The organism is Brachybacterium halotolerans, from assembly GCF_016623465.1.
Classification (GTDB): domain Bacteria; phylum Actinomycetota; class Actinomycetes; order Actinomycetales; family Dermabacteraceae; genus Brachybacterium; species Brachybacterium halotolerans.
Genome location: NZ_JAEDAJ010000002.1, coordinates 221,231 through 245,140 on the forward strand (window position 1 = coordinate 221,231; position 23,910 = coordinate 245,140).

Below are 23,910 nucleotides of genomic sequence, written 5' to 3' on the forward strand. Positions count from 1 at the left end.
GCTCCGCACCGAGCCCGACCCGACCCGACCCGACCCGACCCGAGAGGCTAGGCTGGAAACCGTCTGAACGACGACAGGGAACGCGCCGGTGCCACGAACGGCGTCGTCCGATCACAGGAGGTCCGCCATGTCCGCATCGCAACCCGACGCACCCGATCAGACGGAGTCGACGGTGCCAGCAGAGACCGGTTGGAGCCGACTGCGCAAGGGCGCGCGCATCGCCCTCATCGTGCAGGGTGCGCTGAGCGTTCTGGTCGCGCTCGTCCTCCTCTTCGACCCGCTCCGCTCGATGCTCGTGCTCACGCTCGTCGTCGGTGCATGGCTGCTGGTCACCGGAATCGCCGCGATCATCAGCCATATCGCTCGAGATGCGCATCACCGCAGCGTATGGACGGTCGTGTCCGGCGCGCTCTCGATCGTGGCCGGTGCCCTCGTGATGATCATGCCCGGCTCGGCCGCGGTCGCTGCCGTCGCGATCCTCGCGACCTGGGCGATCCTCTTGGGAATCACCTACGGCCTGAACTCCTTGGCCCTGCGACGAGCAGGAGCGCCGGGATGGTGGGGCGTGCTGATCACGGGCATCCTCGCCGTTCTGCTGGGGATCCTGATGCTCGCCAATCCTGGCGCGGCCATGCTCGGCCTGGTCTGGGCCATCGGCATCTACGCGCTCGTCGACGGCATCAGCGAGCTGATCCTGGGGATCCGCCTGGGCTCCCCTCGCTCCGATCGCCCCTGAAGCCGCGGTCTCGCCCCGCCCCCGCGCCTCCACTCGCCCGCCCCCTCGGCCGCCCGGTCCACCCGGATCCGGACGAGCAGTCGTGCGCGACGCTGCCGGGGCCGGCACCGCCAGGGCCTAGGCCCTGCTTCGGCGAGCGCTTCTGCACCCTCACCGGTCACAGCGCACCCCTCGAGAGACCGTCTGCCACGTGCTCGAGGCGGGCGCACGCCGCGTTTGGGGACGAGCGCGCTCGCATCCGCTTCGGGACACCCTTGACGCACATGCTCGGAACCCTTTACTTTCAGTGCGTAAGTAATTGGGGCCGACGACGTCGCCCGGTGCCGATGCGTGCAGTGATCGCCTGCGCCGCAGCTTCCGCCACTGCATATGGCGAGCGGAGGGCGATCATGCACTCTCGGCACCGAAAGCGACGCTCCGCGAGCGACGTCGACGCTCTCCGACGAGAGGACGAAGATGTCTGCCGCATCCACCGCCGAGCTCCCGCCCGCACGACGCAAGCACCGGGACGACACCCGCCTGGCGCTGCTGTTCATCCTGCCGGCGAGCATCGGCCTGCTGGTGTTCCTGGTCTGGCCGCTGCTGACGGGCCTGTACTACTCGCTCACCGAGTACTCGATCCTCACGCCCCCGAAATGGGTGGGGCTCGAGAACTACACGAACATGCTCAGCGACCCGGTGTTCTGGAAATCGCTGCGGGTCACCGTGCTGTACGTCGTCATCAACATCGGCGTGCAGACGGTCCTCGCGCTCCTCATCGCCGTCCTCATGCAGCGCCTCACGCAGAACACGTGGCTGCGCTCGCTCGTGCTCACCCCGTACCTGGTCTCCAACGTGGTCGCCGCGATCGTGTTCCTCTGGCTGCTGGACTCGCAGCTGGGCATCGTGAACCTGATCCTGCAGGGCATCGGCTTCGATCCGGTCTCCTTCTGGGCCAACGAGAAGTGGGTGATCCCCACGATCGCGCTCGTCAACGTGTGGCGGCACATGGGCTACACGGCGCTGCTGCTGTTCGCCGGTCTGCAGTCGATCCCCGAGCAGCTCTACGAGGCGGCGCGCACCGAGGGCGCCGGCGAGTGGCAGCTGTTCCGCCGGATCACCCTGCCGCTGCTGCGGCCGATCCTCGCGCTCGTGCTGATCATGTCGATCATCGGCAGCTTCCAGGTCTTCGACACCGTCTCGGTGACCACGCAGGGCGGACCGTCGGACGCCTCCAAGGTGCTGCAGATGTACATCTACGAGAACGCCTTCGGGCAGTACCAGTTCGGGTACGCGTCCGCGCTCTCGGTGGCGCTGCTGGTGATCCTCATGGTCATCACCTTCGCCCAGTACTTCCTGACCCGCGCCGGCCAGTCGGACCTGGACTGAGAGGACGCCCAGATGAGCACCGCCACTCCCGCCGTCGGCCCGTCGGCCGCCGGCCCCACCGGCACCCCCGAACCCACCGGCCTGACCGACCCCACGGACCCCGACGCCCCCACGGGCCCGTCGGCCTCCCCCGCCTCCGGCGCCGCCCGCGCGCGCCGCCGTCCGCTGTCGCCCGGGCGGATCGTCGCCTGGATCGTCATGATCGTGATCCTGCTGGTGACGCTGTTCCCGTTCTACTGGATGCTGCGCACGGCGCTGTCCTCGAACACGGCGCTCGCGACCGACCCGACCAGCCTGCTGCCGGTGGACTTCTCGCTCGGCGGCTTCGAGCGCGTGTTCGGGCTGCAGGACGTGGAGACCGCGGTCTCCCAGGGCGGCTCGGGCGCGTCGATCAACTTCTGGCGCTACCTGCTGAACTCGGTGATCGTCGCGACCGTGATCACCGTGGTGCAGACCTTCAGCTGCGCGATGGCCGCCTACGCCTTCTCGCGACTGCGCTGGAGGGGCCGCGAGACCGTGTTCCTCATCTTCCTGGGCGCGATGATGATCCCGCAGATCTTCACGCTGCTGCCCAACTTCATCCTCATCAAGAACCTGCACCTGGTGGACACGCTGCTGGGCATCATGCTGCCCACCCTGTTCATCTCGCCGTTCGCGATCTTCTTCCTGCGCCAGTTCTTCAACAACATCTCGCGCGAGGTCGAGGAGGCCGCCCTCATCGACGGCGCGTCCAAGCCGCGCGTGTTCTTCACGCTGATCCTGCCGATCAGCTCCGCGCCGCTCGCGACGCTCGCACTGCTGACCTACATGACGGCGTGGAACGAGTACTTCTGGTCGCTGATGGTCTCCTACACGGACTCCTCGCGCGTGCTCACCGTCGCGCTCGGCGTCTTCCGCGCGCAGTCGCCCCAGACGGGCACGGACTGGGCGGGCCTGATGGCCGCGACGCTGGTCGCGGCGGCGCCCATGCTGATCCTCTTCGTGCTGTTCGCGAAGCGGATCGTGAACTCCATCGGCTTCAGCGGGATCAAGTGAGGGACGCACCCATGACACGCACGACTCCCCGTTCCCCCGTCCGCGCGCTCAGCCGTCGGACCCTGCTCGGCGGGACCGCCGCGCTCGGCGCGGCGGCCGCGACCGGCACCCTCGCCGGCTGCTCGGGCGGCGCCTCCGCGAGCGGCACGACGCGCCTGGACTACTGGCTGTGGGACGCCAACCAGCTGCCCGGCTACTCCCGCGCGATCGACCTCTTCATGGAGCGCAATCCCGACCTCGACGTGCGCATCACCCAGATGGGCTGGGACGACTACTGGACCAAGCTCACCGCGAGCTTCGTCGCCGGTGCCGGGCCCGACGTCTTCACCGACCATCTGGGCCGGTATCCGGAGTTCCTCTCGCTCGACGTGATCGTGCCGCTGGACGACTTCGCCCCGATCGCCGAGATCCCCGACGACCAGTACCAGCCGGGCCTGCAGGAGCTGTGGACCGGGCAGGACGGCAAGCGCTACGGACTGCCCAAGGACTACGACACGATCGCGCTGATGTACGACGCGAAGACGCTGAAGGAGGCGGGACTCTCCGCCGACGACCTCGAGGGCCTGGACTGGAACCCGCAGGACGGCGGGAGCTTCGAGAAGATGCTCATGCGCCTCGCGAAGGACACCACCGGGAAGCGCGGCGACGAGGAGGGCTTCGACCCCAAGAGCGTCGCCCGGTACGCCCTCGCGGCCGACCCCTCCACCGACTACACGGGCCAGACCACCTGGTCGCCCTTCGCCTTCTCCACGGGCTGGACCTTCACCGACGAGAAGACCTGGGGCACCCGCTTCAACTACGACGACCCCGACTTCCAGGCGACCATGGACTGGTACTTCGGGCTCGTCGACAAGGGCCTGCTGGCGCCCTTCGGCCTGTTCGGCGACTCCAGCCCCGCCGAGACCCAGATCCAGGGCGGCAAGGCGGCCGTCGCCCTCGCCGGCTCCTGGATGATCGGCACCTACGCGGGACTCGAGGGCGTGGACCTGGGCATCGCTCCCCTGCCGTCCGGGCCTATCGGGCATCCGATGTCGATGTTCAACGGCCTGGGCGACTCGATCTCCTCGCAGTCGGAGCACAAGGAGGAGGCCGCGCGGCTGGTCGCGTTCCTGGGATCGGACGACGCCCAGGAGATCATCGGCTCGCGGGCCATCGTCTTCCCCGCCTCCGACGCCGGCACCGCCGCCGCCGTGAAGGCCTACGAGGACAAGGGCCTGGACGTCTCCCCCTACACCGACCGCGTGAAGAAGGGCGAGACCGGGCTCTATCCCCTGGTCGAGCACGCCGCCCGGATCATGTCGATCATGCAGCCGGCCTTCGACGACCTCTGGATGCGCAAGACCGAGGCCGACTCCTTCACCGCCTACAACGACAAGGCCAACGCCCTGTTCGAGTGAGGGGTGGGGCGAAGCGGGGCTGGGCGCGGGGCGCCCGGGCGCGGTCTCGGTCGCTTCCGCGGCGCCGCCGCGGTGAGAAGTACGAAATCGTTGCCATGAGCGCTCATGGCAACGATTTCGTACTTCTCACGCTCCGGAGCCCGCTCCGGAGCCCGAGCCCGCGCCCGATGCCGCGCCCCGTCGCGCCGTCCATCGCGCTGGGTCCGACGGAGGTGCGCCGCGCGGGCCGTCAGGCGTCGTCGCGGCCGCCGATGAAGCGGCGCAGGGCGATCACGGCGGCGCCGCGGGTCCAGTCGTCGAAGTCGGCGGGAAGGAAGCGCACGAGCACGTCGCGCTGGACGCGGGCCAGGTGGGCGCGCAGGGCGACGTCGAACTCGTCGCCCACGCGCAGGAGGTCCACGGCCTCGCCGCCCAGGATCAGGGCGTCCGGGTCGAGCACGCCGACGAGCCCCGCGCCTGCGACCGCGACCGCGTGGGCGACGTCGGCCGCGACCTCGAGGGCGGCCGGATCGCCGGCGCGGGCCGCGTGCACGAGGGCCTCGAGACCGTGCGCCTCCGATGCTCCTGCGGCCCCGCCGGCACCGCCGACGCCGACGCCGGCGCCGACCCCACCGTCCGCCTCCGACACCCCGGGGACGCCGCGCTCCCGCGCCGCGTCGAGGATGTGCGCGGTGCTCGCGACCTGGCGCAGCAGCACGCCGCGGCCGTCGCGGGTGATAGTGGGCAGGGTGCCGGTGAGCCCGGCGAGGTGGGTGCGACCGCGGTGCACCTCGGCGTCCTCGACGCTGCCCACGCCCACGCCCGCGCCGATGGTGATGACGGCGAAGGAGCAGTGGCGTCGACCGATGCCGAACCAGGCGTGCCCCTCGAGCAGGGCATGGAAGTCGTTGCTGACCGTCACCGGCAGGCCCAGGCGCCCTTCGAGCTCGGCGCGCAGGTGGACCGGCTCGCTCCAGCCGAGCATGGCGGACGAGGCGACGGCGCCGTCGTCGTCGACCTGCGCGCCGATGCCCACGCCGATCCCCGCCACGCGCGGGTGGGCGGCGAGCAGAGGCTCGCACAGCTCGAGAGCGGTCGCGATGATCGTGGCCGGCTCGACGTCCTCGAGATCCCGGCTGACCTCCTCGAGCGCCGTGCCGCGCACGGTGACGACGGCGGCGTAGATGCTCTGGGCGGTGATCTTCACGCCGATGAAGACCGCGTGGTCCTCGTCGACGTCGAGGGGCTGCTGCGGCCGTCCCTTGGTCTGCATCTGCGGCGGCAGCTCGCGCAGCAGGCCGCTCTCCAGCAGCTCGCGGGTGACGCGGGTGAGGGTCGGCCCCGAGAGCCCGAGCAGCCGCGCGAGGTCGGTGCGGGCGTGCGGGCCGTAGCGGACGAGGTGCTCGTAGACCTCGCCGGCGGTCGCGGAGCAGGGGGCGCTCGGCGGCACGCGATCCGCGGACGTGCGTGCCGCGCCCGGTGCGTCCGCCGCGCCGGACGTCGACTCTCCCCCGCTGTCCATGTCCACAGGGTACGGAACGCGCTGTGCTCCTCCGACCGTCTCCGTCAGGTCGCCGCGATCCTGCGGTCCGCCCACTCCGTGACCCGCCGGGCCAGCGCGAGGTCGTTCGCCGCGTCCGATCGGCGCAGCAGCGTCGGCCGCCCGCGGTTGCCCATCGGCCCGTCGGGGCCGACGTAGGAGCCGGGCGGGAGGAGCTGGGTGGCGGCGAACAGCACGGACTCGGCGCCGCGGGCGGCGGGCATCGCGATCGGCCGGGTGACCTCGGTGACCAGGGCGTCCAGCGCGGCGGAGCCGGTCGCGTTCTGGATGTTCGTGAGCACCCACCCGGGATGCGCGATCTGCAGGTCCGTCCCGGTCCCGTGCAGGGATGCGGCGAGGTCGAGCGCCCACAGCATCGCCGTCAGCTTCGAGCGCCCGTAGGAGGCGGAGATGCTCCAGCGGCCGCGTGCGAAGTCCATGTCCGTCAGGTCGATCCGGCCGGCCTTGTGGGCGTGGGAGCCGACGAGCACGATCCGTTCGCGCACGAGCGGCTGCAGCATCGTGGTGAGGAGCCGGGGCGCGAGGGCGTTCACGGCGAGCGCGCGCTCGATCCCGTCGGCCGTCTCCTCGCGCCGACGGGTCACCGTGCCGGCACCGTGCACGAGCACGTCGATGCCCCGGTCGCCGACGGCATCGGCGATCGCCGCGGCGCCCTCGCGCACCGACGCCATGGATGCGAGGTCGAGCGGGACGAGGCGGACGGCGTCCTCGCGTCCCGTCTCCCGCGCGATGCGCCCGCGCACCACCTCGCCCTTGGCCGGCGTCCGCACCGGCAGCACGAGGTCAGCACCCCATCGGGCGAGCTGCAGCGCCGCCTCCCGGCACAGCCCGTCGCTGCCGCCCGTGAGCACGATCAGCCGGCCGCTGAGGTCGGGCGTGCGCAGGTGCTCCCATCCCATGACTGTCCGCATCCGCCCACGATAGGCGCACAGCGCACATAGGCTGGTCACCATGCCCTCCACACCCGACGTCGACGTCACCGCCGCCACCGAGACCGCCGCCCCCGACCTCACCGGCAACCCGTTCGCCGAGCCCTCGACGCTGCCCTACGGCCTGCCGGACTTCGCGGCGATCCGTCCCGCCCACTTCCTGCCGGCGCTGCGCGCGGGCATCGCCGAGCAGAAGGCGATGATCGCGCAGGTCGCCGCTGACGAGGAGCCGCCGGCGTTCGACACCGTGATCCGTCCCCTGGAGGAGGGCTCGCCCCTGCTGCAGCGCGCGCTGCCGGTCCTGTTCCACCTGCTGGGGACCGACGGCACCGAGGAGCTGCAGGCCATCGAGGCGGAGATCGTGCCCGAGCTGACCGCCCTCGAGGACTCGGTGTGGCTGGACGGGCGGATCTTCGCGCGGGTCGAAGCCCTCGAGCGCGACGCCGACGCCCTCGACCTGAACGCCGAGGAGCGGCACGTCCTCGAGCGCACGCACCTGCGCTTCGAGCTGCGCGGCGCCCAGCTGGATCCGGCGCAGAAGGCCCGGCTGGGCGAGGTCAACCAGGAGCTCTCGTCCCTCCAGACCCGCTTCACGCAGCAGACGAAGGCCGATCTCCACGACGCGGCCGTGCTCGTGACCGACGAGGCGGACCTGGCGGGCCTCGACGACTCCCAGAAGGAGGCCGCGCGCCTCGCGGCCGAGGACGCCGGGAAGGACGGCTGGCTGCTCACGCTGATCCTGCCCACGATGCAGCCGCTGCTGGCCTCCCTCACCGACCGCGCGGTGCGCGAGCGTCTGTACACCGCGTCGATCGAGCGCGGCACCGAGACCTGGGGCCTCGCCAAGAAGATCGCCCGCCTGCGTGCGGAGAAGGCCCATCTGCTGGGCTTCGCGGACTTCGCCGAGCTCGCGGTCGCCGACCGCACCGCGAAGACCCCGTCGGCCGTCGAGGAGTTCCTCGCGCAGATCGCCGGGCCCGCGGTGCGCAACGCCGACCGCGAGGCGGAGCGCCTGGCCGCGCGGGCCGCGCGCGACGGCATCGACGAGCTCGCCCCGTGGGACTGGTCCTTCTACTCGGAGCTGATCCGCGCGGAGGAGTTCGCGGTGGACCAGGCCGAGCTGCAGCCCTATTTCGTGCTGGACCGGGTCCTCGAGGACGGCGTGTTCCGCGCCGCCCACGATGTCTACGGGCTGTCCTTCGCGCGCCGCGAGGACCTCACTCCCCCGCACCCGCTCGCCCGGATCTGGGAGGTGACGCGGGAGGACGGCTCCGCCGTCGGCCTGTTCATCGGCGACTACTTCACCCGGCCCACCAAGCGCGGTGGCGCCTGGATGAACACGCTCGTGGACCAGTCGCGCCACGACGGCACGCTGCCGATCGTCATGAACACGATGAACGTGTCCCGCCCCGGCGAGGACCGCCCGGCGTTCGTGACCCTCGACGAGGTCGGCACGATGTTCCACGAGTTCGGTCACGCCCTGCACGCGCTGCTCTCGGACGTGGAGAACTCGTTCGTGGCCGGCACGGCCGTCGCCCGCGATGTCGTCGAGTTCCCCAGCCAGGTCAACGAGATGTGGGCGCTGCGGGAGGGCATCGTCGAGCACTACGCCCGGCACGTGGAGACCGGCGAGGTCGTCCCGGCCGAGCTGCTCGAGAAGGTCCGCGCGGCCGAGCAGTGGAACGCAGGCTTCCGCACCCTCGAGCACGTGGCCGCGGTGACTCTGGACTGGCGCTGGCACCGCCTGAGCGAGGACACGCGCATCGGCGACCCGCACGCCTTCGAGGCCGCGCAGCTGGAGGACGCGGGACTCGCGCATCCGCTGATCGCCCCGCGCTACCGCACCGGCTACTTCCAGCACACCTTCTCCGGCGGGTACGCCTCCGGCTACTACTCCTACCTGTGGGCCGAGGCGTACGACGCCGACGCCGTCGCGTGGTACGAGGAGCAGCTGGCCGAGGGGATCTCCCCGCGCGAGGCGGGCCGACGGTTCGCCGCCGGCATCCTCTCGATCGGCGGCTCGCGCGATCTGCCGGAGGCCTACCGGGCCTTCCGCGGCCGCGACCGCGACGCGCGCTTCCTGCTCGAGCGCCACGGGCTTGTCTGAGCCGTCGGCCCCGTCGTCCCGTCGGCTCGATCCTCCCGACCGACGGGGAGCCGTTTCCCGGCGCCGACCCAGCGAACATCGAGACCGCTCCAGGGTTCTCTGCCATGCTCGACTCCATGACCCAGGACCAGCAGGCCGCCTCGGCCACGGAGACCCCGACCGCGCCGACGATCTTCACCGCCTACGAGATCGACGACATGCTCACTCTGAGCGACACGAGGTCGGCGGAGATCACGCGCGACCAGCTCGGCATCCCGGGCGTGCCGGGCTCCGGGCCGGGGACCGAGCACGTGACCGCGGCGGTCAATGCGGGCCTGCGGGCCCGCGGCATGCTGGTTCGCCGCGGCGGCGAGTGGGTGCTGGGGCCGCAGGGCGAGCTCGTGGCGACCACCCTCACCACGGCCGACCGCTGGCTCGGGATCGCCCTCGCGCAGGACGCGGGCATGCGCGCGGCCTTCGTCGTGAAGGCCGGCGGCAGCGTCCTCATGCTCACGCAGGACGACCTGGACTCCTTCCAGGTCACGTCGCTGAGCGGGGCCGACGGGCGCTCGGCGGGCGACGTGCCGAAGGCCGTGGCCCGGGTCGCCACGACCTTCCTGCGCCGCGGCGCCGGGCACACCGTCAGCCTGCGCCGCACCGACATCTCCGACCCGGACTCGACGACGCCGCTCATGGTGCATGTCGAGGACGACGGCTCCTGGCAGTCGGGCCACCTGCCCTTCACCGAGGACGGCGTGCTCTCCGCCTCGCCGATCGCGCTCACCGAGGTCGAGCCCGCGATCGCCGATCTCTGGGAGCGCGGGGAGAGCCGCGGGCGATGACCCTCACGCGCGCCTGAGCCTCACGCGCGTTCGACCCTCAGCCGCGCCGGGAGCGCATCGCCCTGCGCTGCTGCACGTGGGGGTCTGCGGCCAGCGCCTGGTACTGCGCGGAGCCGACCGGCACGAGGGCGACGCGGCCCTCGGCGTCGTGGTGGATGCCCCATCCGTACTTCTTGGGCAGCGGTGAGGCACGCAAGCAGGCCTGCGATCTCGCGAAGAACGCCTCGCGCGCCGCGCGGCGCTCCTCCGCGTCGAGCGAGCGTCGGGTGGCGTGGACGTCGAACAGGACGTCGTCACTGGTGAACTCGTAGGGGTGCTCGGCGATCAGGGCGAACTGGAGCGCCGCGATCGTCGGGGAGCCGTTGCCGCGGGGCGGCTGCTCGGCCGTCGTGACCGGGCAGTCCTCCGCCACCTGGATGAAGGTGTCGATGTAGTTCGTGGATCCCATGCGTCGATGATGCGCCTCGGGAGGTCGCGGCCTCTCGGACGAACGCGACAGTCCCTGCGCGCCTGCATCCGCCAGTCCATCGATACGCGCCCTCAGCCGACGCCCGGTGCCGCGGCCTCCCGCGCCCGTCGGCGAGCGCGCACCCGCGACCAGAACCGCAGCGCACGGTAGATGAGATACCCGCCCGCGAGCAGCGCGATCACGGCGATCACGCCGGCGACGACCGGCAGGGCGATCGAGAGCGCGCCGACCACGAGGGCGGCCACGTCCTCGGTGCCGGAGACGGCGACGTTCGAGACGGGCTCGGGCGAGGTGTTCACGACCGCGCGGGTCGCGGCCTTCGCGCCGTGGGCGCCGAGGGAGGCGAGCACGCCGATGATCGCGAGCACGATCGCGTGGGTCGTGTCGGTCTCCCCGCCCAGCAGGTAGCCGATGGCGCCGCCCGCGACGGGCCGCACCACGGTGTGGACGACGTCCCAGAACGAGTCGAGGAAGGCGATCTTGTCGGCCGCGAAGTCCACGAGCAGCAGCACGGCGGTGATGACCAGCACGTCGGAGCGCTGCAGGACCTGCGGGATGTCGTCGACGCCCAGGAACCGTCCGCTCATGCCGAGCAGGAACACCATGAGGTACGGGCGCAGGCCGCTCACCCAGCCCGACCCGAGCGTCATCATCACCGCTTCCATGGGCGACAGCGTAGGCGACGGCGGCGTCGCGGCCGGCGCCCCGGGCCTACCCTGGATGCATGTCTTCGACGCCCTCACCCCGCTTCCGCCGGCCAGCTCCCCTGTTCGCGGCGCGCGCGGAGGAGATCCCGGGCGCTCCCGATCCGCAGCTCGCGACGGACCTGGGTCACGAGAGCGCCCGCGCGCTGCTGGACGGGGTGTACCGCAGCACCGACCCGGCCGTCGTCGAGCGGGTGCTGCACCTGGTGGAGACCGAGGGCCTCGACGATCTCGCCTCGCTGTGGTCGGGCTCCCCGGCGGAGACCCTGCCCGGCGCGCTGTGGCGCCTGTACGTGCTGCACACGTGGGCGCAGCGCAACGCCCATGACGTAGTGCGCCGCTACCGCGAGGGGACGCACACGATCCCCGGCCTGCGCTACCTCGCGGGCGTCGCGGAGCCGCCGGACATCGACCAGGTCCGCGCGACGCTCGACGAGATCCTGCGCGGCGCCTTCACGGGCGACCTGCCGATCGCGCTCGGCCGCGCCGGGGCCGTCGCGGTGCTGTGCGCCCACGGCACCGCCCACCTGGCCGACCTCGAACGGACTCCTGAGCTCCAGCACGCGATGACGACGCAGGCGTCCCGTCTGCTCTCCACCGGCGAGGAGCTCACCGAGGCCGCCCGCATGGCGGAGGCCGGCACCCTGAGCTGACGCCGGCCCCGGCACGCCCGGCGTCGGCTGTGCTCCCACCGGACCGCAGCCCTGGCCCCGCCCGCCCTCGGTCGCATTCCCGGATCCGTCCCGTCCGTCTCGATCCCCACATACCCGCGACCCGTGATGCGTCGTGGGTTGCCGATGTCCTACGATGGGACGCGCGTCGGGCCGCGGTTGCCCCGGGCTCCAACATTCGCCGCTTCGAGCGGCCTTCGCGCCGTCAGGCGCACCCGGTCCGGCGCGCCCCTTCTTCTGCGGGCGGCGTCGTCGCCCCTTGGATGGCGCCCTCGGGCGTCAGTCGTGTTCACCCGCACTGCCGGGTGTCGACCTGTCCGTGCCGAGCATCCGTGCCGACCCGCCCTTGCGAGGAGACGTCGTGGCGTTCCGCTTGTTCTCCCGTCGCTTCGAGAGCTCCCTGCACGACCTCTTCAACGATCTTGCGCAGGTGCTGGTCGCCGGAGCGGAGATCCACTCGCGCACCCTCGGCCAGTCCCCGCGAGACCGGGCTCGCAGCGCCCCGCGCCTGCACGAGCTGGCAAGCGACTCCTCGCAGCTCTCGCACCGGATCGCGAACCGTCTGGCGGATTCGCTGATCACCCCCTTCGAGGCCGACGCCCTCCACGACCTCGCGCTGACGATGTCCGACCTCATGTACTCCCTCGAGCGCACGGCGGAGCTCTCGGCGGCGCGCGGCGCCACGGCCGTGCCCGACGTGCTGCTGGAGGCTGCACAGCTCATCGAGCGCGGCTGCGAGCTGACGGTCGAGGCGGTCTGGAAGCTGCAGGCGGTCAAGGAGCTCGAGGGGTACGCCCAGGAGATGCGGCGCCTGCGCCGCCACGGCGACGGCCTTGCCCTGCGCGCGCGCACCGAGGTCTACGCGCGCGGCGGCGCGGCGGCGGACCTGCTGCGCGAGCGCGACCAGGTCGAAAGCGTCGAGGCGAGCCTACGGCTGCTGGACGAGCTGGGACGCACGGCGGACCTGCTGCGCGTCAAGGCACCGTAAGCCCGCCGATGCTCTCGCCCTTCTTCGTCGCGGCGGTGTGCCTGGCCCTCGTCATGGCCTACGTGAACGGCCTGCACGACGCCTCGAACGCCGTCTCCACCACCATCGCCACGCGTGCGATGTCCGAGCGCGCTGCCCTGATCCTCGCCGCGATCCTCAACCTGCTGGGCTCCCTGCTGGGGCTCGGCATGTCGCTGACCGGGGCCCGCTGGGCGCTCGAGCTCGCGGGCCTGGAGTCCCTCACCCACGCCGACGTCCACGGCGACCCGCGGGTGCCGCCGATGCTCGTGGGCGTGGCGCTCGCGGTGATCAGCTGGTCGCTCCTCACGTGGGCGCTCGGGATCCCCTCCTCGACGTGGCAGGCGATGCTCGGCGCGGCCGCCGGGGCGGCTCTCGCGATGGGGGTGCCGGTGCCCTGGCTCGCCGCGCTAGCCCTGATCGTCCTGCCCCTCGTCGTCGCGCCGGTGGTCAGCGGCGTCGCCTCCTACGCGCTCGCTCGCGGGATCCGCCGCCTGGGAGCGGAGGACCGCATCAGCATCGGGACCCTGCAGTTCCTGCAGACCCTCTCCGCCGGCGCCGTCGCCACCGCCCATGGATTCTCCGACTCGCGGATCTCGATGGCGCTGATCGTGCTCGCGGCCTCCTACCAGGGCATCGAGATGGCGGACACCCCTGCCGCCCTCTCCGCGATGGTCGCCGTCTCGCTCGCCCTCGCGCTCGGGACGCTCGTGGGCGGGCATCGCATCATCCGCACGCTCGCTCGTCGTCTGACGAACCTGGCCACGGTCCAGGGCTTCGCCGCCGAGACCGTCGCCGCGATCGTGGTGCTCGTGGGCGCGAGCGGCACGGGCACCTCCTTCTCGACCTCGCAGTCCCTGACGTCGAGCGTCGTCGGCTCCGGTCTCGCTCTGGGCCCGCGCCAGATCCGCTGGAAGCTGTTCGGCGGGATCCTGGGCATCTGGGTCGCGACGCCGGTCGCGTGCCTGGGGCTGGGCGCGATGTGCACGCTGCTGGTGCACCGCCTCACCTGAGACCCCGCGTCCCCGCGCGCACCCTGCCGATGTTCGGGACGTCTCGTTATCCTGTCCCGACCAGACGTCGCCTCACAGGAGGTCAGATGCCCTCGCCCGACGAGCGCCCCGCCGCACGACCTCGCCCCAGCTACGGCCTGCCCGGACCGGGCACGAACGCGTCCGACGGCCCCTCGGCCGACCGGGGCCGCCCGACGTACGGCCAGTCGGCGCCCGGCGCGCCGTCCGCGGGCACGAGCGGCGGCACGTCGCCTGCCGGCCCGAACGTCGGCGCGTCCGACGGAGCGCCGAACACCGGCGCGAACGGCTCGGCGGGTCCCTCGGCCCCGTCCGGTCCGACGGGCTACGTCCTCCCCCCGAAGGGCCAGCGCGGCTCCGCCGGCGGCCCGACGGGCCCCGCAGGGAACCAGGCAGGACCCGGCGGCGGCCCGGCAGGACCGGGCAGCCCGGCAGGACCGGCCGGCCCGGCGGGACCGGCGTACGGGCCTGCGGGATCCGGCGGGCCGACGGGCCCCGCGGGAGCGGCCGCGCCGACACGCCGGCGCGGGAAGCTCCCGCTGATCCTGGGCATCGTGCTCATCGTCATCGCGCTCGCCCTGGCGATCATCGGCCCGATCATCAGCGTGCGGAACGTGGTCTCTGCGATCGACGCGGACGGCAACGCCATCTCCGACGGCAAGGCCGAGGTCCCGCTGAACGAGTTCGACATGATCCTCGTGTACGTCCCGAGCGACGACTCGGGGACCGCCGAGTGCACGTCGTCGAGCCCCGGGGACTCCTCCGTGCAGACGGACACCGGCGGCGGACAGTCCGTCACCTTCCCCAACGGCACCTCCTACGAGCAGCGCTCGGGGATCCTCGCGACCTCGGACACGACCGTGACCGTCTCCTGCACCGGCACCAGCTCGGCCGACGCGATGTACGTGGGCCCGATCAACGTGTGGGGCTTCGTGGTGCCGTTCTTCGGCGGCATCGTGCTGGGCCTGTTCATCGGACTGATCGGCCTGGTCCTCACGATCGTGGGGATCGTGCTGATGGTGCGCTCGCGTCGGGCGTGATGCGCATGCCGTCCTCGCAGCCCACCTCGCCCGAGCCCGAGGAGCCTGGCGCGCCTGACGCGAACCTGCCACAGGCCGGGACGGCCGACGCGGAACCTGCCCAGCCCGCGACGGCGGACGCGAACACGCCTCAGGCCGAAGAGGCCTGGCCCGGAGGGATCCCGCCGGTCGAGCCCCGGCCACGCTCGTCCTGGCCGGGCGCACCCCGCCCGGCCGCCGCCGCGACGCAGGGCTCCGGCGACTCCGGCGACTCCCGCGAACCTCATGAGTCGCCCGCGTCCACCGACTCCCGACCCCGGACGGCCAAGCGCACGGCGTCCCGGCATGACGCGTCCCGCTCCGCTGCCCCGTCGGGCGCCTCCCGCACCGGTGCCTCTCGAACACAGACCTCTGAGTCCGGTGCATCTGGTGCCTCACGAGCCAGCGCGTCCCGCTCCGTTGCCTCTCGCACCGATGCCGACGGTCCGAACCCGTCCTCCCGCGACACAGCCTCGCGAGAGACTTCCCGGTCCACCGGACCGCGCCGCGGCCCCATCGACACCCCGCGCGCCTCGCGGGCGATCGCCACGCTCGTGCTGGCGGTGCTCGCGGCGATCCTGGTGTGGGTGGTCGCGACCCCGATCGCCGGGCTCGACCTGCACGCCGGCGGCTGGTCCATCAGCCCCGGGGCCATCATCCCCGCGGTGCTCGTGCCCGGGATCCTCGCCTGGGTGCTGCGGATCGCCTTCGAGCCCTCGCCCCGCGGGCCCCTGATCTGGACGATCATCACGGTCGTGGTGCTCGCGCTGTCCCTGCTCGGACCGGTGGTGATGGGCGCTTCGGGGCCGATCCTGCTGGCGCTGCTGACGATGCACCTGGTCGTCGGTATCGTGCTCGTCGTCGGCCTGCGCGGTCCGCGCGGGACGGTGCACGTCTCCCGCACCCCACGCGCGCAGGAGAAGGTCGGGCCTCTCTAGGAGGAGATGAGACCGATGATGTCGACTCAGGATCTCTGGACCGCTTGTCTGCTGATCCCCGCGATCGCCCTCGGCATCATCGGGGCCGTGGCCGCTCATCGTCGGCGGACCACCCTGGGCCTCTCCCTGCGCCACGGCGCCGTGACGGAGTTCCTGTCCGGCTGCGCGTTCTCCCTGCCGTTCGTGCTGGTGCTCATCGGGGTCATGGACCTCACCGGGCTCGTGGACGGCCCCGAGTGGATCGGGGGCTGGGCCTCCGCCGCGGGGATCGCCGTGTACTTCCTGGTGCTGTTCCTGCTCGAGGAGATCGCGTTCCGCGCGCTGCTGATGACGGGACTCGGCGTGATGATCGGGCGATCGGGCGCCTGGGTGATCACGGCGGTGGCGGTCGCGGGCGCCTACGCCTTCGCGCCGCACACGGGCGTGCTGCCGGTGGCGGGCGCGATCATCACGAACCTGCTCACGGGTCTCGCGCGCTGGCGGACGGGTCGCATCTGGTGGGGGTTCGGGCAGCGCTGGCTGTGGAACACGGCGGTCGTCGCGCTCGGCTTCACCGACAGCGGCTTCGCCCTCCAGGACGGCCTCATGCACCAGCCGATCGCCGGACCGTCGTGGCTGACGGGCGGCGGGTTCGGTCTAGAGGGCGGGGTCGGCGGCATCGCCATCCTGGTGGTGATGATGCTCGGCGTCGTGCTCTTCGCCCGAGGGCGCACGGGCCCCTGGCAGATCTCCGCCGCCTCTGCGGCGTCCGCGTCCGCCTCGGCACCGGTCTCCGAACGCCCGTAGCCCCGTCACCCCCTCGCCCCGTCGCCCCGTCGCCTCATACTGGAGGCATGCCGGAACTGCCCGAGCTCGACGCCGCCGTCGCGCAGATCGACCGACTCCTGGCCTCGCGTCCTCTGCACGGCGCGGACGTCGCTGCCATCAGCGTGCTGAAGACGGCGGACCCTCCCCTGGCCGATCTCACGGGCCGCGAGCTCACCGGGGTAAGTCGCCGCGGCAAGCATCTCCTGCTGGATCTCGAGGGGACCGCGCTGGTGATGCATCTGGCGCGCGCGGGCTGGCTGCGCCACCATGCGCAGGCTCCTGCGGGTGCGCCGGGGCCGCGCAAGGGCCCGCTCGCCGTGCGCATGGTGTGGGACGACGGCTCCGCCCTGGACGTCACCGAGCAGGGCACCCGCAAGGCCGTCGCGCTGTGGGCCACCACGGCCCCGGAGGAGCTGGAGACGCTGGCCCGGCTGGGACCGGAGGCCGACGCTCTCGACGAGGCCGCCTTCACGAGCATCTGCGCCGGCACCCACGCGCACCTGAAGACGATCCTCACCGACCAGACCCTGATGGCCGGCATCGGCAACGCCTGGTCCGACGAGGTCCTCCACACCGCGCGCCTCTCTCCCTTCGCCGCGGCCGACGGCCTGGATCGCGAGTCCTCCGCGCGTCTGCACACCGCCCTGCGCGAGGTGCTGGACCGCGCCGCGGAGGGGCTTCGGGACCTGCCGCTGGACCGCATCAAGCGGGCGAAGAAGGCGCTACTGCGTGTGCACGGCAGGGCCGGGGAGGACTGCCCCACGTGCGGGACGAGGATCGCGGAGGTCTCCTTCGCCGAGCGCTCCCTGCAGTACTGCCCCACCTGCCAGACCGGCGGTCGGCGTCTGAGCGACCGCCGGATGGACCGCCTGCTGCGCTGACCACGGCTCCTCCCGGGCACCGTCCGGGACCCTTCCGGGATCGTGGACAGGCCCCATCTCACGCACCGGGCCCCGGGCGGCGGCGCCCAGCCGCGCTTCCTAGAGTGGGCCGATCGGACCAATCGAGGGAGAGATGATCATGGCGCAGCATGAGCGAGCAGGTCAGAAGGCCCGCCCGGAGGATCTTGTCGACGTCGCGGAGCTGTTGGACGCGTACTACGACCTCCATCCGGATGCGAGCGATCCCGATCAGGCGGTCGTCTTCGGCACCTCGGGCCATCGCGGCTCGTCGCTGGACACGGCGTTCAACGAGGACCACATCGCGGCGACGACGCAGGCGATCGTGGAGTACCGGGCCGCGCAGGGGATCCGCGGCCCGCTGTTCATCGGCCGGGACACGCATGCGCTGTCCACCCCGGCCTTCGACACCGCGCTCGAGGTGCTCGGCGGCAACGACGTCACCGTGCTCATCGACTCGCGCGACGCCTATACGCCGACGCCCGCGGTCTCGCACGCGATCCTCGTGCACAACCGCGGCAAGGGCGGCCAGGATGCGACCCGGGCCGACGGCATCGTCGTCACCCCGAGCCACAACCCCCCGCGCGACGGCGGCTTCAAGTACAACCCGCCGCACGGCGGACCGGCGGGCTCCGACGCGACCGGCTGGATCGCCGATCGCGCGAACGAGCTGTTGAAAAGCGGCCTGAGCGGCGTGCGGCGGATCGAGCGCCAGCAGGCCCACGCCCGCGCCGAGCGCTACGACTACCTCAAGAACTACATCGACGACCTGCCCAGCGTGGTGGACCTCGATGCGATCCGCAGCGCGGGCGTGCACATCGGCGCGGACCCGCTGGGCGGCGCCTCGGTGGACTACTGGGCGATGATCGCCGAGATGCACGACCTGAACCTCGACGTCGTGAACCCGAACGTCGACCCGCAGTGGTCGTTCATGACGCTGGACCGCGACGGCAAGATCCGTATGGACTGCTCGAGCCCCTGGGCGATGGCCTCGCTGCTCGAGGTCAAGGACCGCTACGACATCGCCACCGGCAACGACGCGGACTCCGATCGTCACGGCATCGTCACGCCCGACGGCGGGTTGATGAACCCCAACCACTATCTCGCGGTCGCGATCCGCTACCTCTTCTCCCATCGGCCCGACTGGCCGACGTCCGCGAAGGTCGGCAAGACCATCGTCTCCTCCTCGCTCATCGACAAGGTGACGGCGTCGCTGGGTCGAGAGCTGTTCGAGGTGCCCGTGGGCTTCAAGTACTTCGTGCCCGGCCTCATCGACTCCTCGGTGGGCTTCGGCGGAGAGGAGAGCGCGGGCGCCTCGTTCCTGCGACGCGACGGCAGCGTATGGACGACCGACAAGGACGGCATCATCCTCGCGCTGCTGGCCTCGGAGATCCTCGCCGTCACCGGGAAGACCCCGAGCCAGCTGCACGGCGAGCTCGTCGAGGAGTTCGGCGCGAGCGCCTACGCCCGCATCGACGCCCCGGCGAACCGGGAGCAGAAGGCGAAGCTCAAGAGCCTCACGCCCGACGCGGTGAGCGCCACCGACCTCGCCGGCGAGACCATCACCGACAAGATGACGGTCGCGCCCGACGGCTCCGCGATCGGCGGCCTCAAGGTCTCCACCGAGAGCTCGTGGTTCGCCGCGCGCCCCTCGGGCACGGAGGACGTCTACAAGATCTACGCCGAGTCCTTCCGCGGCGAGGACCACCTCGCCGAGGTCCAGGAGGCCGCGAAGAAGGTCGTCGACACCGCCCTGGAGGGCTGACTCCGGGCCGACGGAGCACCGTGCAGCGCCCGTCCCGCCGTCGTGGGGCGGGCGCTGCGCGTGTGGGGCCGCTCGCGCACGGGCCCCACGCGCGTGCGCGCGGGACAGGTTGTGGTTACCGTAGAGTCTTCAACTTCCGACCTCCGCCTTCCGGGCCGACGACCCCCGCGCATCCTGCTTCCCCCGGGTTCCCCCGGTGCTCGGATGCGCTTCCCAGGACGTTCCCCGCGATGAGCGCTCGTGCACACCGCCATTGCGCGCTCGCCGGGAAAGAGGCAGGGTGGTAGTTGGCCAAGGAACAGTAACGAGTCGGCAAAGGGCACACGGAGCTTCCCCGCACATACCCACCCAATCCGCCCGTCCGGTTGGCACGAAGATTGCTGACCTGCAAAGACGACGCAAGCCCCGGACTTCGCCCTCGCCATGTATCGTTCCGCAGAGCAATGACCCACACCACGTGGGAACCCCATCCGAGGACGGATCGTCGACCGGCGAGCCGCACAGAGTGACGCAAGGAGAGGAGGCGCATGCGACGCACGACACCCGCACGCAGTGCACGCGATGCACGGCGCCCTGTCCGCGCCATCCATCTGCGCGCCGCCTCCGTCGTCGCACTCGCCGCCCTCGGCGTGGGGGTCGCGCCTGCGCTCGCATCTCCCATCGCCGGCGCTGACGGCCAGAACGCCGTCGTGACGGCCGGCACGAGCAGCGACGCCAGCGATGATGGTGGCAACGGAAACGCAGACAATCCGAGCGACCAGCCGACCTCGGACGAGCAGACTCCTACCGAGGAGGCCAGCCAAGGCACCGACGAGGGGACGTCGGACGGATCGGACACGAGCGGCGACCAGTCCACCACGCCATCCGCCTCGACCCCGGGGAACACGCAGTCCGGGAACGGCGGGCACAGCAGCAAGCACCATCCCCACGCGAAGCTGCAGCCCTCGACCCTGGATCTGAGTGAGAAGAACACGGCTACCTTGTCTCTCTGGGGATTCACTCCTGGCACCAAGGTGTCGTTGACCGTTCCGGAAGGACTGTCGACCGATTCGCCGACGGTCACAACCGGAAAGCATGGCGGCAAGAGCGTGACTGTCCACGTCGATTCATCTGTCGAAGATGGCAAGTACGTGATCACGGCCACTGACCTGAATGACCCGAACGAGAGGTCCGCCAGTGCGGAGCTGACAGTGGACGCGCCGGACCAGAGCTCGAACCCTGCTATCACACTGGGGTCGAAGAGCATTGAGGCAGGGAAGTCCCTCAAGGTCACGGGCACGGACTTCCCGACGGACGATCCGGTGACGGTCATTGTCACCGACAGTCACGGCAAGACCGTCGGCCGCCCCAAGACCGACGACGCGACGGCTGCTGGCGCGATCTCGACCAATATCTCGATTCCGGGCACCACGCCCGCGGACAACAAGTGCACGGTCACGGCCACGACGGAGAGTGGCGACACTAAGGTCTCGGCCCCTCTCACGGTCACGTCCCCGAAGGGCCCGGGCACGGACGGGCCGTCGAACACTCCCACGGGTGGCACAGGCGGAGGGTCCGGCAGCGGCACGCCGACAACAGACAAGCCGAGCACAGACACCCCGTCGAACTCGACCACTTCCCCCAGCTCGTCCTCGACGAGCGACGCGCCGTCCACAACGAGCACGTCGCCGTCGACTTCGAGCGGCTCACGCAGCGCATCCACGACCTCCGAGGTCCCGCCCGCCACGAGCACGCGCGATAGCTCGAAGGAGATCGAGCTGAGCGCGCCGTCGAACGACTCGTCGTCGAAGAGCACGGAGAAGTCCGAGAAGAAGGACACGTCGGAGAAGCCGACGAAGGACGAGAAGTCCGAGAAGGCCAAGGACGAGGACAAGAAGACCTCGGACACGCCGCAGCAGACCTCCGACCAGCCGGTGTCCGATCAGCAGAGCGACGCCACCCAGGCCGCCGCGACCATGGATGACGACGACACCACCTCGAGCGGCCCCACCACCGTCACCACGCAGGATGACGGCGGCGGCCCCCTGGTGAAGCTCTTCAGCTCCATCGGCGGCGAGGACGCGAGCGGCATGGACCGCATCCGCCAGGTGTTCATCGCGACCCTGGGCGTCGGCTTCCTGACCGCGCTGGGCTTCACCGCCGCCTCGTGGCTGAGCCGCCGCAGCGGCACCCACAGCGCCCGCGCCGGCCTGCGCCAGCTGTTCCACCGCAGGCACTGAGCCGACCTGCCGTCGGCCCCTCGGATCGAGCGCATCGAACCGGGCATCTGCCCGCGTCCGACCATCCGCAGGACGCGTCAGGCGCGGTGCGTCGGCGTCCGTCGTTCGCTGTTGCCCGCGCGCTTCTTCGCGCTGTCCAGGGCATCCAGCTGCACGCGCAGGTAGAGGACGAGCGAGGGCATCGCGCGGATCATCCCCAGGACCGTGCGGTCGAAGGCCTTCTGCCCCTCGTACCAGGGATCCGGCACCGCCATGTCCTCCTCGCGCGCGTTCGCGGGGACGACGGGGTCGAACTGGCGCCACAGCAGGACATCCGGGCGCGGCTCGCCCTCGGGGATCTGATCGACCTTGCGGCGCATCGTCGCCGCATGCTCCGCAGTCATCGCGAGCACGAGGTCCCACCCGACCAGCTCGGACTGGTGGACCGTGCGGGCGGTGTGATCGAACGGCTCCTCGAACCCTGCGCTCACCAGGGCCTTCACGGTGCGGTCGTCCATCGGCATGCCTTCGGAGTCCCAGCTGGTGCCGGCCGATCCCACGTCGATGCGGTCCGACAGGCCCTCCTGGACCAGCCCCTGCCGCAGGATGACGGCCGCTGCGGGGGAACGACACATGTTCCCCGTGCACACGGTCAGGACACGGAAATCAGCCACATCGACATTGTGACAGCACGATGACGCCTGCGCGGCCATCCGGAGATATGGCAAGGTGGGAGAGATCCTGGGGTCGAGACTCTTCCAGTTCTCGCACCCCGCGCAGGTAGGATGCCTGACGGGTGAGCGCGGGACCGCTCGTCCCGACGCTGACCCACGAACCGGAGGAGACCATGGTCGACATCATCCGTGCACGCGAGGACGACTGGTCGCTCGTCCGCGAGATCCGGCTTCGTTCGCTGAGCACCGATCCCGAGGCCTTCGGCCAGACCTGGGAGCACGAGAGCACCTACGACGATTCCGACTGGCGCGAGCGCATCGAGGCCGCCGCCTGGTTCCTCGCCGTCGAGAACGAGCAGCCCGTCGCCGTGGTCGCCAGCCGTCACGAGGCGGACTCGCCCGAGAACGAGCGCGAGCTGCAGGCCATGTGGGTCACGCCCGAAGCCCGCAAGGGCGGCATCGCCCAGAAGCTCGCCGAGAGCGTCTGCTCGTGGGCCGAGGAGGACGGCGCCGACACGGTGACCCTGTACGTCGGCCCCGACAACACCGGCGCCCGCAAGACCTACGAGGCACTCGGGTTCGCCGACACCGGCGACCGCTGGGAGGTCGTCGAGGACGATCCCCGCTCCTCCTGGATCAAGATGTCCCGCAGCGTGTGACACGCCCTCACCCGCCCTCGACCGCGCAGCAGGCACACCTGCAGCCGCACTGGTCGGCGCGGATCGAGAACGTCAAGAACGCTGTGGTCAGCGGCGTCCTCGACACCGTGGGCTGGGTGCTGCGGATCAAGCCGTTCACCGGCTTCGGCACCCCCGGCCGCGTGCGGATCATCGCGCGCGTGCTGTGGGCTCGGCCGTCGGCCCCCGCCGACTACCACGACCAGCCGGTGTGGGACATGCGCTCGATGGCGGTGCGCGGCTGGCGCAGCTTCATCTCGCAGGTCGCCCCGTACCAGGACGTGCGCATCCAGCTGGATGGACGCCAGTACGCGGTGCGCTCCGACCGCGCGGGACTGGTGGACGTCGAACTCGAGGCGCAGCTGACGCCGGGCGTTCACATCGCCCGCATCGCGACCACGGCCGAGAACACCGTGACCGCCGAGGTCCACGTCCACTCTCCCGACGAGGCCTTCGGCGTGGTCAGCGACATCGACGACACCGTGGTGGTCACCTGGCTCCCGCGGCCGCTGCTCGCCTTCTGGAACGCCTTCGTCATCCCTCAGACCTCCCGCCGCGCCGTCGCCGGCATGGCGATGCTCTACCAGCGGATCGCACGCGCGCACACCTCCGCCCCGTTCGTGTACCTCTCGACGGGCGCCTGGAACGTGTTCCCCGTGCTCCAGCGCTTCCTCTACAAGAACGGGTATCCCGACGGCCCGCTGCTGCTCACCGACTGGGGGCCGACGAACACCGGCTTCTTCCGCTCCGGCCGCGCCCACAAGGAGCGCACCCTGGAGACGCTCGTCGAGCAGTTCCCCCACGCCCGCTGGCTGCTCATAGGGGACGACGGGCAGCACGACCCGGCGATCTACGCGGCCTTCGCCCGCGCGCACCCCGAGAACGTCGCCGCCGTCGCCATCCGCGAGCTCACCGAGCCCGAGCAGGTGCTCTCCAGCGGACTGCGCGCCCGGCGTCACCCCGACCTGCCCGCCGACTCGCCCGTGGTGTGGGTCCAGGGGGCCGACGGCCACGCCCTGCTCCACAGCCTGCGCCGCGAGGGCATCGTGCCGTGAGAGGCCCGCGAGCCCAGGATGCCCC

At 71.4% G+C, this 23,910-nt stretch carries 22 protein-coding genes; 17 read left to right on the top strand and 5 right to left on the bottom strand.

The genetic code is table 11. The features are described from left to right. Positions 1–127 precede the first annotated feature (127 nt). The 4 genes from I8D64_RS05150 (at position 128) to I8D64_RS05165 (ending at position 4,536) form a co-directional block, all read left to right on the top strand. Positions 128–736 carry an HdeD family acid-resistance protein gene (locus tag I8D64_RS05150; RefSeq protein ID WP_200501439.1) on the top strand — a complete coding sequence of 203 codons (609 nt, stop codon included), beginning with the start codon at positions 128–130 and terminating at the stop codon, positions 734–736. 456 nt (positions 737–1,192) lie between these two features. Continuing rightward, positions 1,193–2,104, top strand: coding sequence for a carbohydrate ABC transporter permease (locus I8D64_RS05155; protein ID WP_200501440.1), 912 nt, complete (start codon positions 1,193–1,195; stop codon positions 2,102–2,104). 12 nt (positions 2,105–2,116) lie between these two features. After that, positions 2,117–3,139 carry a carbohydrate ABC transporter permease gene (locus tag I8D64_RS05160; RefSeq protein ID WP_200501441.1) on the top strand — a complete coding sequence of 341 codons (1,023 nt, stop codon included), beginning with the start codon at positions 2,117–2,119 and terminating at the stop codon, positions 3,137–3,139. A gap of 11 nt (positions 3,140–3,150) precedes the next feature. Continuing rightward, positions 3,151–4,536, top strand: a complete 1,386-nt coding sequence (locus I8D64_RS05165; RefSeq protein WP_200501442.1) for an ABC transporter substrate-binding protein — start codon at positions 3,151–3,153, stop codon at positions 4,534–4,536. Between the two features lie 229 nt (positions 4,537–4,765). Here I8D64_RS05165 and I8D64_RS05170 read toward each other — a convergent pair whose 3' ends face one another. Both I8D64_RS05170 and I8D64_RS05175 read right to left on the bottom strand, forming a co-directional pair. Beyond that, positions 4,766–6,037, bottom strand: a complete 1,272-nt coding sequence (locus I8D64_RS05170) for an ROK family transcriptional regulator (protein ID WP_200501443.1) — start codon at positions 6,035–6,037, stop codon at positions 4,766–4,768. 44 nt (positions 6,038–6,081) lie between these two features. Next, positions 6,082–6,987 carry an SDR family NAD(P)-dependent oxidoreductase gene (locus tag I8D64_RS05175; protein WP_200501444.1) on the bottom strand — a complete coding sequence of 302 codons (906 nt, stop codon included), beginning with the start codon at positions 6,985–6,987 and terminating at the stop codon, positions 6,082–6,084. 40 nt (positions 6,988–7,027) lie between these two features. Here I8D64_RS05175 and I8D64_RS05180 point away from each other — a divergent pair, with 40 nt between their 5' ends. Next, the gene (locus tag I8D64_RS05180; RefSeq protein ID WP_200501445.1) at positions 7,028–9,112 is read left to right on the top strand and encodes a M3 family metallopeptidase; all 2,085 of its coding nucleotides are present in this window, start codon (positions 7,028–7,030) and stop codon (positions 9,110–9,112) included. Between the two features lie 116 nt (positions 9,113–9,228). Beyond that, the gene (locus I8D64_RS05185) at positions 9,229–9,933 is read left to right on the top strand and encodes a hypothetical protein (RefSeq protein ID WP_200501446.1); all 705 of its coding nucleotides are present in this window, start codon (positions 9,229–9,231) and stop codon (positions 9,931–9,933) included. 37 nt (positions 9,934–9,970) lie between these two features. On the opposite strand, the gene I8D64_RS05190 is transcribed toward I8D64_RS05185, so the two are convergent. Next, on the bottom strand, positions 9,971–10,381 hold the full coding sequence (locus tag I8D64_RS05190) for a DUF6157 family protein (protein WP_200501447.1): 411 nt from the start codon (positions 10,379–10,381) through the stop codon (positions 9,971–9,973). Positions 10,382–10,473: 92 nt separating this feature from the next. Next, the gene (locus I8D64_RS05195; protein ID WP_200501448.1) at positions 10,474–11,067 is read right to left on the bottom strand and encodes a DUF4126 domain-containing protein; all 594 of its coding nucleotides are present in this window, start codon (positions 11,065–11,067) and stop codon (positions 10,474–10,476) included. Between the two features lie 59 nt (positions 11,068–11,126). Between I8D64_RS05195 and I8D64_RS05200 the strand changes: the two genes are divergently transcribed. The 9 genes from I8D64_RS05200 to I8D64_RS05240 all read left to right on the top strand — a co-directional run bounded on the left by I8D64_RS05200 (position 11,127) and on the right by I8D64_RS05240 (position 21,500). After that, complete coding sequence (locus I8D64_RS05200; protein WP_200501449.1) at positions 11,127–11,759, top strand: hypothetical protein; 633 nt, start codon at positions 11,127–11,129, stop codon at positions 11,757–11,759. A gap of 379 nt (positions 11,760–12,138) precedes the next feature. Then, a complete protein-coding gene (locus I8D64_RS05205; RefSeq protein WP_200501450.1) occupies positions 12,139–12,765 on the top strand; it encodes a DUF47 domain-containing protein in 627 nt (208 codons plus the stop codon). Positions 12,766–12,773: 8 nt separating this feature from the next. Then, positions 12,774–13,796 carry an inorganic phosphate transporter gene (locus I8D64_RS05210; protein ID WP_200501451.1) on the top strand — a complete coding sequence of 341 codons (1,023 nt, stop codon included), beginning with the start codon at positions 12,774–12,776 and terminating at the stop codon, positions 13,794–13,796. An 86-nt stretch (positions 13,797–13,882) separates the two neighbouring features. Continuing rightward, complete coding sequence (locus tag I8D64_RS05215; RefSeq protein WP_200501452.1) at positions 13,883–14,854, top strand: hypothetical protein; 972 nt, start codon at positions 13,883–13,885, stop codon at positions 14,852–14,854. Between the two features lie 5 nt (positions 14,855–14,859). Continuing rightward, entirely contained in the window at positions 14,860–15,810 is a 951-nt protein-coding gene (locus I8D64_RS17180) for a DUF6069 family protein (RefSeq protein WP_246482751.1), read from the top strand. 15 nt (positions 15,811–15,825) lie between these two features. Further along, complete coding sequence (locus I8D64_RS05225; protein WP_200501454.1) at positions 15,826–16,596, top strand: CPBP family intramembrane glutamic endopeptidase; 771 nt, start codon at positions 15,826–15,828, stop codon at positions 16,594–16,596. A gap of 47 nt (positions 16,597–16,643) precedes the next feature. Next, complete coding sequence (locus tag I8D64_RS05230; protein ID WP_200501455.1) at positions 16,644–17,498, top strand: Fpg/Nei family DNA glycosylase; 855 nt, start codon at positions 16,644–16,646, stop codon at positions 17,496–17,498. Positions 17,499–17,637: 139 nt separating this feature from the next. Then, on the top strand, positions 17,638–19,281 hold the full coding sequence (gene pgm / locus I8D64_RS05235) for a phosphoglucomutase (alpha-D-glucose-1,6-bisphosphate-dependent) (RefSeq protein WP_200501456.1): 1,644 nt from the start codon (positions 17,638–17,640) through the stop codon (positions 19,279–19,281). Between the two features lie 689 nt (positions 19,282–19,970). After that, positions 19,971–21,500, top strand: a complete 1,530-nt coding sequence (locus tag I8D64_RS05240; protein WP_200501457.1) for a hypothetical protein — start codon at positions 19,971–19,973, stop codon at positions 21,498–21,500. A gap of 77 nt (positions 21,501–21,577) precedes the next feature. Here I8D64_RS05240 and I8D64_RS05245 read toward each other — a convergent pair whose 3' ends face one another. Next, the gene (locus I8D64_RS05245; RefSeq protein ID WP_200501458.1) at positions 21,578–22,153 is read right to left on the bottom strand and encodes an arsenate reductase/protein-tyrosine-phosphatase family protein; all 576 of its coding nucleotides are present in this window, start codon (positions 22,151–22,153) and stop codon (positions 21,578–21,580) included. Positions 22,154–22,275: 122 nt separating this feature from the next. On the opposite strand from I8D64_RS05245, the gene I8D64_RS05250 reads away from it, so the two are divergent. Further along, entirely contained in the window at positions 22,276–22,812 is a 537-nt protein-coding gene (locus I8D64_RS05250) for a GNAT family N-acetyltransferase (protein ID WP_343068441.1), read from the top strand. After that, entirely contained in the window at positions 22,809–23,885 is a 1,077-nt protein-coding gene (locus I8D64_RS05255) for a phosphatase domain-containing protein (protein WP_200501459.1), read from the top strand. The genes I8D64_RS05250 and I8D64_RS05255 overlap by 4 nt, the downstream gene beginning before the upstream one ends. Positions 23,886–23,910 lie beyond the last annotated feature (25 nt).